Raw genomic sequence first — 14,276 nt, 5'->3', positions numbered from 1 at the left:
CTGAGCCTTCCGTCCGCAAATATCAAGTTGGATCGTACTCCTGAAGCTTGTTATAGTCCAAATTTCGTCAGATTAGAATCTGAATATTTGATGCTACACCCGACACGATCTTTGAAACCAATTTTGGTTCCAATGCTCGAACTCAAACTAGCAGAGCAGTGTCCCGCCACATCACGCGGGACACTGCCGAACACATGTGCGATTACCTGATCAAGCCGTTCAGGCCATTCGGAAAGAAGCCCGTTGGGGTTCCATTTGGGTTCAAGTAGACAATGTTTAGGACCTGAGATGTAGTCCGGGAAAACGCTAAGCCGGACGAATCCACAGGAACAAGGTTGGACGTCATCGCGTCGCCAATTCCCTGATCCAGATCGGTCGGACCGTCGAGCGAGTCACGCGCGTTGGAAATTGCCTGCGCCTGACTGAACAAACCCTTGCCGTAGAGAATTGTGCGGATTGTGCCAGCATGGTACGCTTCAACCGCCAAAATACCGGCCGCGTAGGATCGGTTCGTCGTGTCCGAGATTAAAGGCGCTGCGCCGTGATACGCTGTTACGCCGACGTCTTCGAATATGAAGGCCGCCAGCAGGAAGTTGTCTTCATTGGCGAACGCGTCGAAGGCGTCATTCGGACCCGCGAGACCCGCCGCACGGGCCGCAAGCGTGAAGGCGAGCCCCAGATCGATTGATGGGCGCGCGACGGCTACACTGCCAAGCACCGACCGAATGGTCTGAACATGTGCTCGCTCGTTGCGTGCGATTTCGTTCGCGTAATTAGCGACCGCCTGGCTGTCGAACTGAACTTGGCGTCCGCCACTCACCGGCCCGAGCGTGCCAGTACCGCTGACCTCCATATCGGTCAAACCCTCGCCAGTTGACGCCCGTAAATAGAACTCGGCTTCAAGATATTCCAAATTGAGAGCAAAATTGAAAATATCGGCATCCGTTACAGATTGCGCCGAGGCTGGCTTGACCGAATTCGACCCAAAGAACGCGGCGCCCGCGACGCCCAAACCGAGTGCCTGGATGAATGTGCGACGGCCGGCCTCAAGATCAATTCGTACGGGAGCGGTTTCGGCCGCCGGCTTATCTTGCCAGAGCTTTGAATTGAGATTCGTCATTCTAAACGTTCCTCTATTGATGATTTCAACGAATTTGACCGGCGCCATCAGTGCATTGAGGACCCCTCAGCACCGCAGTTGACTGAACCACAATCAGTGGAGCTTTTTTCTTCTACCGGATAAACTGTTCGTTAGCCAGTTCAAAACTGGCATCAACCCGACAAAGAAGGTAGATATATTTTTATTGGTTCTCGTTATTACTTGAAACTTTCGATGACCGCGTCCGTATCTAGTGCGGCGAGGTCCTGGTCTGAAATGGCACCATGCAAAGAGCTTTCATTTTTGAACAGACTTGTGCGCAACAGGGAACCCCGCAGTCAGACGCAGGCTGACTGTCATGCCCACCTGCAAAGTACACGTCCTCGCTTCATGTTTCGATTTTACCGGAACAGTATCAACATTTCGATTTTTAACCCAAACGTTGCATTCTGATCTTCAGCACGCCCATTAACCCTCCAATGTTCTGAAGGTACGCAGGCAACGACGCGAAGTTTCGGATGGTTCCATAAAAATTAAGGAAGTCTGACCTTAAGTTCTCCAATCATGCAGGGTTCTCCCAAGTGCGGCGCGTTGACGCGGTGTGGATTGCTCGATGATCAAGTGATAGGCCAACTCGATGATCGGGCGATCAGTGTTTCGCGACCCAGACCACAAGACTGCCGTGGATGATCCAAGCAGCGGCGATGCTCGGGCCAAACGGAATCAGGGTTCGTCCGCCCCTGGAACGCTGTGGCAGCCAACCCGCCCAAGCGCCGGCCAGATAAAGCAGTGTGCAGAACAAAAGTGCGATGGCGAACACGACGCATCCTTCCGGCCCAACCCAGAGGAGGGCGGCCGAAAGCAGCTTCACGTCTCCGCCTCCCATCATTCGCAGAGCAAAGCAGCCGCTGAGGACACCGAGTCCCAGGACGGCGAGAATGCTGTGCGGTACCATCAGGGCGAGGCGATCCCCGAGAATGCAGTCGAGTGCGAAACTCGAAATCAGAGCAATGATGAGGACGTTGCGTATCCTGAACCGCAGCATGTCCTCGACGAAGATCCAGCAGAGGATGAGACCGACCACCACTGTCAACGTGTCAGAGCGCATGATTCAGCCACTCGGGATGGCGGCATCAGCCGTCACAGCGAAAGACGCGCAGCCGCACGATTTACGGACAATTGCTCTTATAGTAGAATCGTGGAGGCGGAATGTGCCCACTCATACATCGCAGCCGTGGTGCTGATCCGCGATGAAGCTTTCCTCGGTCACGGGCGCCTTGTGGTCAACGACAATGTCAATCTGGCGCCAGCGCGTCATGGCAGCATCTCGTCTCCTGGTGGAATATTTATCAGTTCGGAGGATCTGACCTGGTTCGAGTCGATGGCTCAGTCTCGAATCGAGCCCCATCCGGGTTAAACAAGCGTGCCTGCTTCTAGCGTATTGCATGACCCCGTCCTCAACCACTGTGGGAGCGCAGATTGAGGTGATGCGTCATATCGTGCGCCATTGCGCGCGACGCGCTAAGCATGCGGGCGTTCCTCGCGGCGCTCGACGACGGTCCGTGACCGGGCAAGGCACGTGTAACCACAAGAAGCCCGGCATCCAGGACATCGGGAGCACCGTGCCCGGTTTGCCGCCGCAACCCAGAACCCACACGGCGTTCGCATGCGACAACGAGTACAAGCGTCACGGCACGTTGAGCCTTTTCGCAGGCATCGAACTGCTGGCCGGGCAGGTGTATGCCAGCATCGAGGACTACCACCGCTTGCGCGATTTGATTGAGTCCTCAAGAAACTTGATGCCGGTTGTCCGACCCAAACCACCATCAAGGTGATCCTCGGCACACGCGGCGGACATCTCCAAGGAGACAAGGCTTGAGTCGATACTCGGCCCGAGGGCCAGTTCTCCTTCGTGATCACGCCAAAGCATGGGTCCTGGTTTAACCTCGTTGTGAGCTTCTTCGCAAACGGGGATAGGAATCGATCGATGGACGCGTCGGACTGGGCGAAGCGGCCAAAGCTCTACTTGAGCGTCGGGGCAAACGCGGGTGCGACGCCGACGGGGATTGTAGACGAGCCTGACGGCTGCGTGCCACTTGAGGGATTGCGATATTGCTCCATGGCGTGTTGAAGACGCTCCCCGTTCGTATCCAACACAGTCCACCGTGCGGCCGGAGGAGAGGGGTCGATCCCCTGAGCAGTCATGTCGGCCCTGATGGCGTCACCTGAGCCGGCGGATAGGGAATCCCTTCGGACCAGGTAGTCTTCTGAACAGGACGAGCAGCAGAGACTGCTCGCGAGGATCACGACTATCCTCAGGTCAAAGGGAAAATGCGCATCAGGCTGTCGCATCTCAGTTTACGGCGTTCGAGCGCGTCGCCACAGAGGGGGTGTTGACCGGCTCCTGCAGAATATGACCATAAGGTCCGATCACCTTGCCACGGGGTGTCGCGAAATAACGCGGATCACGCGGCACTTCCATGCGGCCGTCGACAAAAAGATCCACATCGTTCGCCGGTAAGGTGGTGTCGAGCGGTGTGCCGAGCGGTGTGCTCGGTTTAACCGGCTTGACGAGTTGCGGCGTTACGATGACCACAAGCTCGGTTTCTCGCTCCTGAAACAAGCTGCTTCGAAAAAGAGCTCCAAGGACCGGAATGGATCCCAGCCATGGCAGTTGGTCGATGTTGCGGGTCGATTGCGTCTGAAGCAAGCCCGCGATCGCAAAACTCTGACCGTCGCGCAAGTCGACGCTCGTCTTCGCACGCCTCTTGGAGAGACCTGGGACCGAGACGCCACCCCCAACTGCAACCGAAAGTGTCGAGTCGATGTCACTAACCTCGGGCTCAAGCTCCAGGTGGATCTGGCTGTTGCGCAGAACAGTCGGCGTGAAGGCCAGCTTCACGCCGAACTCCTTGTACGACACCGTGATTTGGGGTGAGCCGTTGGTGGTCTGGTTGGCGATGGGGATCGGGATCTCGCCGCCGGCGAGAAATTCGGCTCTCTCGCCGGAATTAGCGATCAGGTTCGGCTCTGCCAAACGTCGCAGCAAACCTTTGCTTTCCAACGCCGAAATGAAAATATCGAGCTGGTTGCCCGAGCCGGTGAAGGATTGAACGACGGTGCCGAACGGGACTCCTCCGGTCGTGGCCGCGCTCACAGCGGTGCCGACGGCACCTGACAGGAGACCTCCCGTGTTCGTCGAACTGCTGATTGCAGACGAGGTCCCGAAGGCCCCGATCGATGCCAAAGTATGGCTGCCGCCAAACTCAAAGCGCGTCCCGAGCTCCCGATCCGCATTGCGGTTGACTTCGACGAACCGGACCTTGAGCATAACTTGTTGAGGTGAACGCACCTGCGTCAAATTGACGGTTCCAGGCGGCGCTACCTGCATGGCACGGTCCACCGTGGGTGCATCTTCGGCGACCCCGCCGAGAAGCACACGGTCTCCTTGGCTTGCAACCGTCAGCTTGGGCTCACCTGTGCTCTGGTGGATCTGCGAAGCGATCGCGTCGACGTCGGGCCGGACTTCGACGTCGATCAATCCCACCAATTTCTTGTCGCTGCTGATGATCGACACATTGGTGGTGCCGACCTTCTTGCCCAGTAGATAGATGGTTCGATCGCTGAGCGGCACCACATCCGCGATCTCGGACGAGCCGACAAGCACATCCGCGAAAGCGGCCCCCGCTTTGACCGTTTGCGATTTGTTAACCGTCAGCCTGATATGGCTGAGCGTGGCACCGCCGTCAGTGCGAGGCAGAACTTTCACCTGTGACATCGTCGGGCTAATGCCGAACACGGCGCAGGCCAGGACGCCTGCTGTCAACCCACACAACACGCGCCTCGCGTCTTTTCGGTAAGCAATGCGCGGTCTCGCAAACTCATCTGGCACGCACGTGCTCCTGCCTCGGCCGCCGAGGATCGGATGAATGCTATCCGGGCCAACGGTCGAGCGATAGACGCACCGTGAAGAACATGGCAATGTGCGGCAATATGGATACGGTGCGCCGCGATCCAGCCTCAGCTGAGAGAATTGTTGGTGCGGTTTAGAGACTTCGGCTTATTGAGAAAGAGCCTTCGGAAAGTTAGAAGCATCCTCGCTGCAAGATATAAGTCGCAAGCGGGTTTCGATTTTGCTGGACTCCAGGCGTCAACATCACCTGACGCCTTCGACCCGATCTGGTATCTTCACCGCTATCCTGACACCGCAGATTTTCATCAAGGCCCGTTTGCGCATTTCTGCCTCCATGGGGCGAAAGAAGTAAGACATCCATCTCCTCACATCGATCTTTCTTCTCTCTACAGATCTCGACCCAATCTTCACAAGTCAGATCCTGACCTCTTGCTCAAGGCTATCGAAGACAATCTGGGAGAAACGGCACGCCCGCATTTGCCGAGCGATGAATATTCTTTTGAATACTTACTTTTCAAATATAAGTTGTTCGACGCGGAATGGTATTTGGCTCGAAATCGCGATGTCGCCAGTTCCGGCTTGTCGCCGATCAAGCATTTCGTTCGGCATGGCTCCTACGAGAACCGCGATCCAAGCCCGGCTTTCGATAGCGAGTTCTACCGCGCCGTGCATCCGGAATACGTAGAAGACAGCCTCACAGCGGTGGAGTATTTCGTCAGGATAGGGGCGCGCCGCGGTCACGTCGGCATCGGCGCCCCCGCCCTCGAACGTTGGCTTGAAGCTTTCGACACATTGACGCCTAGAGACATCAAAAGGATCGCTGCAGATCGATCCTTATCGCATCACGCGGTTCTCGTATTGCATATCATAGACGTCGATGCGGTGGCGTGCTTCGATAGGATTTTTGCGGCATGGGCTGCGCAGATTGGCGTAAATTGCCGCATCTGCTTTGTTCGCGGTTCGACCGTTCCGGATGACGTTTGGAACCGGTGCACCTTCCGCGTCGACGGCCACGAAGGCATGTCGACCGCCACATCGCCAAACGAGGCGATCGGCTTTTCACCGACCACCACGCTTATCTTCTGCGCGGGGGCGCAGATAATGCGCCCGCATATGGCTTACATGTTGGCGCTGACGCTCGATCAATCGGGAGCCGACGCGGTCTATGCGGATCATGACCACATAGCGGAAGACGGCCGGAGGTCAGCGCCGGCTTTCAAGCCAGCTATGTCGCCGGACTTCATGCGGTCGACGCCTTATGCCGGAAACACTATCGGAACCATCTTCTACGACAGGGATCGAAAACTGTACGAGGCAATTCTCGGACGCGCCATGCTCGGCCATGCCGAGATTACGTGGGCTGCCCACCTCCTTCAAATCGCACCGAGTAAAGTCGCGCATGCGCCGTTCATTCTCTCACATGACTGCCTGATCGGATCATGTGGCACGGATCACGGACACGGGCTCTCTGTTGTGCCGATGGAACGCGATCGGCACGATAATTTGGCCGACGTCACGATCATCATTCCGACGCGTGACCACTGCAACCTCCTGCGGGAGTGCATCGACAGCATCCAATCGGACACCGACTACCCGTCGCAACAAGTCACGATCGTTGTTGTCGACAACGGGTCGACGCAAGCCGCCACGATCGCCTACTTCGCGGAGCTTCGATCTAATCCCGGCGTTCTGATCGTTCCATCCCCGGGACCATTCAATTTCGCAAAACTCTGCAATGTCGGCGCGTTCCATGCAAAAGGCGACGTCGTCGTCTTTTTGAACAATGACACGACCGTCCTCCGACGTCATTGGCTTCAGGCGTTGGTCAAACAGGCGCTCAAGCCGGATGTGGGCGTCGTGGGTGCTCACCTGCTCTATCCAGATGGAACGACACAGCACGGCGGAGTCGTATTGGGTGTCCAAGGTGTCGGCGCACACCGTCTGAAGCCGGCGGCTGTCGGGCCTGCCGGTCAAATCGACCTGCCGCGGGAGATGGTGGCCGTGACCGGCGCCTGCCTCGCCCTCAGGCGCAGGCTCTTCGAAACGCTGGGTGGCTTTGATCCCGTACTCAAGGTGGCCTTCAACGACGTCAAGCTGTGTGCAAGTGCCTATGAGGCAGGTTACCGCAACATATATATGGGCGAGCCGCTGCTCTATCATCATGAGTCGAAGTCTCGCGGCTTCGATGTCACGCGCGATCAGCAGCACCGCAATGCGCGGGAGGCTATGTATGTCCGCGACCGCTTTGGCCCGCTTTTTCAGAACGACCCTACCTATTCTCCGAACCTCTCGCTGCAGGAGGTCGACAAACTCGCCACACCGCCGCGCGCCATCAGACCCTGGCGCCGTCGCTCCCCGAGTGAGAGATGGCGGGTGCTTCTTCTTTGCTATCAGCATGGCCTGGGGCATGGCGTCGCAATCGTTCTGGAGCAACAGGCACTGTTCCTGCGCGAGCGTGGCTGGGATGTCGTCGTGGGCGGTCCCAAGCGAAGCCGAGACTTGGCATACAAAGGATGCGAGCGGGTCAGCCTTTGGACCCCCGAAGCCGCTGCCGCCTACGCGACATCCGAAGGCATCCATTGCATCATCGCCCACACGCCACCGTTTTTCTCCATTACACGCTATCTCGGCGCGGAGCCGCTCGTGTATTTCATGGATCATGGCGAGCCCCCGGCCCAGCTGTTTCCCGATCGGGAGGCACGCGAAGATATCGATTGGGAGAAGCGCTTTTGCGCCTGCCTGGCGCGGCGCGTGTTCGTGATCTCGCGGGCCATCCAAGATGCCCAGCATCGGCCGGACACGATGCTCATTCGCAACGGCAATTCGCATCTCTCCTCGTGGTCAGAACGTTGGGCGGGACAGCGGGACTCCCTGCGTCGCAAATATGGCTTCGACGATTGTTTCGTGATCTTGAACGTGTGTCGCTTCCGGTCGGCGGAACGGATCTACAAGGGCGTGGTTCGTTACGGGAACGTCGCATCCGACCTGCCTTATTTTTACCCTGACATAGGGGAGAAGGTGCGGTTCATTTTGGCCGGGCGCGGTGATGACGATGATGTGGCTGCCGTGCAGGCTATGGGACTCGACGTTTATCCGAACGTTTCGGACGCCGAACTGATCGAGCTCTATGCCGCCAGCGACCTCTACATGAACTTTTCAGAATGGGAAGGTTACAACCTTGGCATCGGCCAAGCGCTTGCGATGGGGCTCGACGTCGTGGCCTCAGATATCGCAGCGCATCGGGAATTCGATATCGAGGTGTCCGACAGCATTCTGAAGATCTGCGCATCGATTAAAAAGCGCCAGGCGGCTCAAGATGATGCTCAGAAGACCCGGCATTCCAAGTTGGACATGTGGAAGACATCACTTGGCACTCTAGCTCAAACCATAGAGGCAGACCTGCAAGCCTCCGAGCGTCAAAGGGCGTCGGCGCCACATCGCGAGCAACGTAGCGCGCGAGGAGACTAAAAGCTTCGGACGCTCAATCGCATGCATAGCCTGCGTGCTTGAGGAAGTTCCAGAACCCTGCTGGGCTGAACAGGTCAAGGCTGTTCAACGCTCTTGACTGTGGGGCGCAACGAAGACGCGGCCTCGGATCATGGCGCCACGGCAACCCATCCCGCGAGCGGGTCAAGCCGCACCGGCGCGCAATATCATAATGCGTCGGCGTCCGGTCCTCCGGCATGTGCCGCGTGGTGTGCAGCAAGTCGTGCCCATTCCAACCAAGACGGCCACACTCGAACCCCGCCAACAAAGCCGTCATCGCGATTCGCTTCCCCCGGCCATTTGTCGCGATCGTAGCAGAACTTTTGCCGTTGTTCTTGATTTGTTCACAGTCTGGCGCATGCTTCGGCCGAAGACACTCGCGCAATATCCCTGGGTCGTGGTGCGGATCGATTGCGTGCTTTGTAATCGTCGCGGCTGCTATCGCTTGGCGCGCGTCGCGGCCCGATACGGTTCAGAGCAGAGCCTCGATGGGTTGCTTGCCGACCTCGCGCACGATTGCCCGTGGTGGCGCTCGGACCCGAGAAAGTACGAGCCGCGCTGCGGTGCCCGCTTCGTCGATCTCGACCACAACCTGCCACCAACCGATCATCCGAACGAGCCGGTGCATCGCCGTCGGCCGCCCGCTCGTGAAGACGTGGTGAAACGAGTTGCTGCTTCCCAGCTGCGGCTTCCTTGCGAGGTGCCCCGTCTCTCGACGTGGCCTTACCCCGAGATCATCGTGGCTTGTGCCAGATGCGGGCGCCGCGACTTTCTCTTGATCGAGCACCTTCGCTTGGCTGTCCAGGGCGACGACGCGCGGTTGACGGATCTCCTGGTCATCTTGACGGCGGAATGCCCGCGGCGCAATGCGCAATCGGTCTATGAGCAATGCGTGGCGCTATTCGAGCGGCCGAGCTGATGAAGTCGTCGGGCGACCGGCACAACCAGACGGATCCGGCTTGCGTCCGGGCTGCCGCAGTAGGCGCCTACGGCAGCCCGGTACAGGCTCCAGTTCTCATCAGAGCTCAAGCCATCATAGCCGCCCACCCCAGATCATACCAGCCTCGCGCAAGGTTCCCTCGGCAGCCTTGCCACCAAGCCGGTCCAGTTCGGCCCCGGGCGGTCCGGCAACCCATCCTCAGCGTATTCGCGCCGACGCGCCACCATCCGTAAATTTGAGGGTACGCGGCGGCGCGTCAGCCATGAAACAATGATGAATGAGGGTTGACGCGAGGTGAACGGGAGCGAGTCTGGCATGATCTATCCACACCATGTGCATCAGATCGGGCAGGATCTCCTGCTTAAAGTGTTCGATCAGATTGGAGACTGATCCCCGCCAACAAGCCGGCTGCGACATGAACTTACTTCAGCGTTTGCACAATCGGGAGCAACGAGAGCAGGCTCACAACCGGCAGCACCATCTGAACCGGCCGCAACCGCGCGAAGAACAGCGGCGCTTCGCCACTTTGAGCGGCGATGGGGTCAAGGATGCCGATGCTGGCAAAAGCTGCAGCGAGCAGAACGAGGGTGAGGCTGGGAAGACCGAGCCACCACAGAACGAGAGCACCTGACCCTGCGCTGAAAAGCCAGAGCATAGTGATGATCTGGCTGCTCGTTGGCCCACCCATGGTCCGGAAACTTACACCACGGCGCACACCTGCAAGGAAGGTGCAGATGCTGGCGGCCCAGAAGATGACAAGATCGAACCAAGCGTCGCGGCCAGGTTTAAAGTCCAGCCAGGCGAGCGTCGCGCCAATGACAAAGGGCAGCATCGGACCGAAGCCGAACACGACGCTGAGCCAGGGAACGGTCCGGGGCTCGGTAATCAGCATCGATACGCTGTCGGGAGATTTGTTCGCCATTCCCCGCAAATGCGGGGGTCCAGAGTAGGTTCCATGCGGTGCTGGCTTTAGAAATCCCTTGGCAGCTCCGAAAGTTCGGTAAGATGACACGGCGTGGCCGATCGCCATTTCGGTACCGCGGCGTGGGCGCAGGGCTGGATCGCATGAAGTGGCGGCCGGTGGGCGGATGAGGGGAAGCAGTGACATCAAAAACCTGGAAGCTCATCACCGTCGCGCTCGCACTTACATCTTTAGGCGGAGCGGCTTCTGCACGCGACTATCGGGCCGTGACCAAGGCCGGTCGTCCCGTCAGGATAACTACGCAGGCCTCGTGGCACCGCGATTGTAAACCTGACTCGCCACCCGAAATCCAACTCTTGCAACAGCCTAGCGGAGGGTCTGTGCAGCTTCGATCGGGCTCGACTATTACAATCCACAGTGCAGATGCAGGGGGCGAGCAATGCATTGGACGGCCGGCTGTTGGGACCGGGATCTACTACCAGCCGCAACCGGGCTATCGAGGCCAGGACGAGTTCAGCTTTTCCGTCTCGTATCCCAACGGGGTTCAGCTACAAAATCGAGCATTTGTGACAGTCAGGTAGGCCAGCGCTTTCGACCTAGCTCAGCATTTTGGCTGCCTGCCTGCACTTCTACGAACATGGGACTCTTGGCTCGGAAATATTCTTCGGGAGGATTGGCCGGACCGCCCGGGACGGAACCAGTCCGGCTTGGTGGCAAGGCTGCCGCGGGAACCTTGCGCGAGGCTGGCTGCCCACGCGCGACGTGGTGATCAGCGTTTGACCCGATCAAAGATTAACATATTCTGCTCTCAAGCAATCGGCGGTTGACCAGATTGCCTCAAATACTCCGGGGGGAGAGGCAATGATCATTTTTGTAGGTGCCGTGTGCGCCGGCTTGGCCATGCCGCGAACGGACCGCCCTGAACACCGTCAAGGCCACCGCCCAATCGTCCTCGTTCATCCGCGTCAGCATGGTCGATCCCGCAAAGCCGACCCGCTATGAATCACCGATCAAGTCGCTTGGGAATCCATTGCCACAGAGCTTCACCGATTCCGTCCACACGGACTAGTTCGTGCTATCCTTGAAACGTCGAGCGCAATAGGGTCATAGGCCGCTCTCGCAGAGGCGCGATTTCCGATCACGCAGGTACATTTTGAGCTCTTTCGAGAATTGGGCGGCGTCAGAGGAGAACTCGTCAATTTGCGACAAGGAGCCAATTCATCAACCAGGCTCCATCCAGCCGCACGGCATTCTACTCGCACTCGCCGGCCCAGATTTCGACATCCTTTCAGCAAGCGCAAGCATCGAAGATCACCTCGGAATTATGCCATCAGCCGCTCTCGGCATGAGGTTGCTCGATCTCACCTCCGAGGCGACCTGTAGCCGCCTGCGCCAGGGTCTCGTTGGGTCGGACCATGACATCAATATCGGTTTGCCTCTTGAGATCGACTTAGGCGGCCAGCCCTCAAAATGGAGGGGTCTCGCCCATCGGCAGGCTGGCTTGGTGCTCCTTGAACTGGAGCCTCCCGTGCCCGCGATCGGAGGGGAAAGTGCTTTGCTGATGGTCAGCGGAGCGTCCATTCGCCTGCATGGCGCGGCGACGCATGTCGAAGCTTGTCACATCGCCGCCGAGGAGGTCAGGCGAATTGCCAAGCTCGATGGGGTTATGATCTATCAGTTCGCGTCGGATTGGTCCGGCGAAGTCATCGCGGAGGCCCGTGATGCCGCGATGCCGTCCTACCTCGGTCTGCATTTCCCCGCGTCCGACATTCCGGTGCAAGCTCGGAGGCTTTACCGTTCCAACCCCATCCGCATGATCGTGAGCGTGGATTACGAGCCCTCGCCGCTCATCCATCCGCCAAGCGCGATCGGCACGGCGCCAATCGACCTGAGCTTCTCGATCTTACGAAGCGTGTCTCCCATTCACCTCGAATATCTTCGCAATATGGGAGTCGGCGCTTCGATGTCGGTGTCGGTGCTTCGCGACGGGGAATTGTGGGGCCTCATTGCCTGTCATCATCGAACGGCCAAGCATGTCGGATATGAGTTGCGGCAGGCTTGTGAGTTGGTTGCACGGTTTTTGGCCGCCCAAATGGAAGCGCTGGATAAACTGGCGCGCGCCGGACGAAAGGCCAAAGTGGAAGAGCTCCGCGCTCAACTTGCCGACGAGATCGCGAGCGGCCATACAGTCGCGCAGGCCATCGAGCGGCAAGGGGACCGGCTGCTTCAGCTCCCCAGCGCAATTGGCTTTGCCATGGTCCTGCCGGACGCTGTAGCTCGGGTGGGCCACTGCCCGGAGCAGAGCATTATGAATGGGTTGAGCTCATGGCTCGCCTCCCGACAAGACGACGCGGTTTTCCAGACGGATAGGATCGGTGAGCTTTATGAGCCTGCCGCGAGCCACGCGGAAACTTTCAGCGGTTTGATGGCGGTTCCCTTGGCGCGTCCACATGAAAGTCACTTGATCTGGTGCAGACCCGAGCAAGCTCAAACTGTGCAATGGGCGGGCAATCCGGCCAAGCCAGTGGATCAGCGTGCAGACGCATCTCAACTGTATCCACGACAATCCTTCAAGGCCTGGACCGAGGAGATGCGCGGCCGTTCATTGCCCTGGTCGGTTCAGGATGTCAGCGCTGCCGAGCAATTGCGCGATATCGTGCTTGACCTCATGCTTCGCGAAAAGGATGACCTGACGCGGCAGAACCTGCGCCTCATCCATAGCATGCACGAATTGGAGACGTTTCTTTACGTTGCCTCTCACGACATCAACGAGCCGCTTCGCCAGATGGAAATGCTGATGAGCTTGGCCCGCCGATGCGTTGCTCCGCATCAGGCTGAGGAAGCGGCCGAATATTTTCAGGACTTCGGCACCCTGTCGAAACATCTTCGTTCACTGGTGACGTCGCTTGCGGACTTTGCGAGACTGGGACGATCGGAGGTCAACTTCGGGCCGGTGGACCTTGCCGAACTCCTTCGTGCCGTCGTGCAGCAACTGGAGCAGAGGATTGTGCTGGCCAACGCGGCCATCGTCATCGGAGACCTGCCGCAGGTCCATGGCGAAAGGGATCAGTTGCACCAGGTGTTTGTCAATCTGCTCGGTAATGCCCTCAAATATCGAGACCTGGAAAGACCGATTCAAATTTCCGTCACGTCGGAGCCCGTCCGATCAACGAGGGCCTCCGAACAAGGCGCCGCCGCCGGCATGGTCTCGATCGTCGTTCGAGACAATGGGATAGGGTTCGACCCACAATTCAGCGATCGGATCTTCAAACCATTCGAACGGCTCCATCCGCGCGAGCGCTATGAAGGAAGTGGGCTTGGCTTGTCCATCTGTCGGCGCATCGTCGAGCGCCACGGGGGGCGGATCGAGGCCCGCGGGGAACTCGGACAGGGCGCGCAATTTCGCCTGAGATTGAAGACCGAACCGGCGCCACGCGCGCTGCTTGAACCGCGAGACCCCAATGCCGCATCCCCCTGATCTCAATGTCCTGATTGCGGAGGACAATCCGTTCGACAGGACCATCTTGAGGCGTGCCTTCGCGGCCGCGGGGAGTCATGCAACGTTGCGCTTTTTCGACAATGGCGAGGATCTGCTCGTTTTCCTACGCGCTAGCGTCGATGAACCGGCGAAGAAACAAGGTCCGGCTTTCGTCCTGCTCGATATGCACATGCCCCGGATGAACGGGAAGGAAACTCTCCAGCACATCCGCCGCGACGGTCGCTTGAAACCTCTGCCGGTCATGATCCTGACCACGTCGGATAACGAACCGCACGTTCATGAAATGTATGAGTTGGGCGCCAATTCCTACCTGGTCAAGCCGAACAATTTCGATGAACTCGTGGCGACGGTGAGTGGTCTCGAAGGCTTCTGGTTTGGTGCCGCCCGGCTCCCGAAGATCATCTGATCGGCTTTCAA

General features: G+C 58.4%; 9 protein-coding genes. 5 read left to right on the top strand and 4 right to left on the bottom strand.

The annotated features are described in order from the left end of the window. Window positions 1-202: 202 nt before the first annotated feature. Window positions 203-1,120, bottom strand: a complete 918-nt coding sequence (locus tag M8523_RS28775; RefSeq protein WP_282588315.1) for a ferritin-like domain-containing protein — start codon at window positions 1,118-1,120, stop codon at window positions 203-205. A gap of 628 nt (window positions 1,121-1,748) precedes the next feature. Beyond that, window positions 1,749-2,207, bottom strand: a complete 459-nt coding sequence (locus M8523_RS28770) for an A24 family peptidase (RefSeq protein ID WP_282588314.1) — start codon at window positions 2,205-2,207, stop codon at window positions 1,749-1,751. 454 nt (window positions 2,208-2,661) lie between these two features. Here M8523_RS28770 and M8523_RS28765 point away from each other — a divergent pair, with 454 nt between their 5' ends. Then, entirely contained in the window at window positions 2,662-2,934 is a 273-nt protein-coding gene (locus M8523_RS28765; RefSeq protein WP_282588313.1) for a hypothetical protein, read from the top strand. A gap of 518 nt (window positions 2,935-3,452) precedes the next feature. Here the strand turns inward: M8523_RS28765 and M8523_RS28760 are convergent. Continuing rightward, window positions 3,453-4,868: a type II and III secretion system protein family protein gene (locus M8523_RS28760; protein WP_282588312.1), complete on the bottom strand. Its 1,416-nt coding sequence runs from the start codon at window positions 4,866-4,868 to the stop codon at window positions 3,453-3,455. A gap of 270 nt (window positions 4,869-5,138) precedes the next feature. On the opposite strand from M8523_RS28760, the gene M8523_RS28755 reads away from it, so the two are divergent. Together M8523_RS28755 and M8523_RS28750 are read left to right on the top strand one after the other, a co-directional pair. After that, on the top strand, window positions 5,139-8,480 hold the full coding sequence (locus M8523_RS28755) for a glycosyltransferase (RefSeq protein WP_282588333.1): 3,342 nt from the start codon (window positions 5,139-5,141) through the stop codon (window positions 8,478-8,480). Window positions 8,481-8,856: 376 nt separating this feature from the next. Continuing rightward, complete coding sequence (locus M8523_RS28750; protein ID WP_282588311.1) at window positions 8,857-9,417, top strand: hypothetical protein; 561 nt, start codon at window positions 8,857-8,859, stop codon at window positions 9,415-9,417. Between the two features lie 442 nt (window positions 9,418-9,859). On the opposite strand, the gene M8523_RS28745 is transcribed toward M8523_RS28750, so the two are convergent. Beyond that, a complete protein-coding gene (locus tag M8523_RS28745; protein WP_428351531.1) occupies window positions 9,860-10,468 on the bottom strand; it encodes a DUF3429 domain-containing protein in 609 nt (202 codons plus the stop codon). A 1,045-nt stretch (window positions 10,469-11,513) separates the two neighbouring features. On the opposite strand from M8523_RS28745, the gene M8523_RS28740 reads away from it, so the two are divergent. Together M8523_RS28740 and M8523_RS28735 are read left to right on the top strand one after the other, a co-directional pair. Then, window positions 11,514-13,838 carry an ATP-binding protein gene (locus M8523_RS28740; RefSeq protein ID WP_282588310.1) on the top strand — a complete coding sequence of 775 codons (2,325 nt, stop codon included), beginning with the start codon at window positions 11,514-11,516 and terminating at the stop codon, window positions 13,836-13,838. Then, window positions 13,822-14,265, top strand: a complete 444-nt coding sequence (locus M8523_RS28735) for a response regulator (RefSeq protein ID WP_282588309.1) — start codon at window positions 13,822-13,824, stop codon at window positions 14,263-14,265. Before M8523_RS28740 ends, M8523_RS28735 begins: the two co-directional genes overlap by 17 nt. The last annotated feature ends 11 nt before the right edge of the window (window positions 14,266-14,276 follow it).

This window comes from Lichenifustis flavocetrariae, assembly GCF_026130545.1.
Taxonomy (GTDB): Bacteria; Pseudomonadota; Alphaproteobacteria; order Rhizobiales; family Beijerinckiaceae; genus Lichenihabitans; species Lichenihabitans flavocetrariae.
The sequence above is the reverse complement of the archived record's forward strand: the minus strand, read 5'-3'. Positions and strand labels throughout refer to the sequence as shown.

What these genes read in the sequence shown, in the direction of transcription:
- M8523_RS28775 (WP_282588315.1), bottom strand. Translation starts at nt 1,120, where the DNA reads ATGACGAATCTCAATTCAAAGCTCTGGCAAGATAAGCCGGCGGCCGAA.
- M8523_RS28770 (WP_282588314.1), bottom strand. Translation starts at nt 2,207, where the DNA reads ATGCGCTCTGACACGTTGACAGTGGTGGTCGGTCTCATCCTCTGCTGG.
- M8523_RS28750 (WP_282588311.1), top strand. Translation starts at nt 8,857, where the DNA reads ATGCTTCGGCCGAAGACACTCGCGCAATATCCCTGGGTCGTGGTGCGG.
- M8523_RS28745 (WP_428351531.1), bottom strand. Translation starts at nt 10,468, where the DNA reads ATGGCGATCGGCCACGCCGTGTCATCTTACCGAACTTTCGGAGCTGCC.
- M8523_RS28735 (WP_282588309.1), top strand. Translation starts at nt 13,822, where the DNA reads ATGCCGCATCCCCCTGATCTCAATGTCCTGATTGCGGAGGACAATCCG.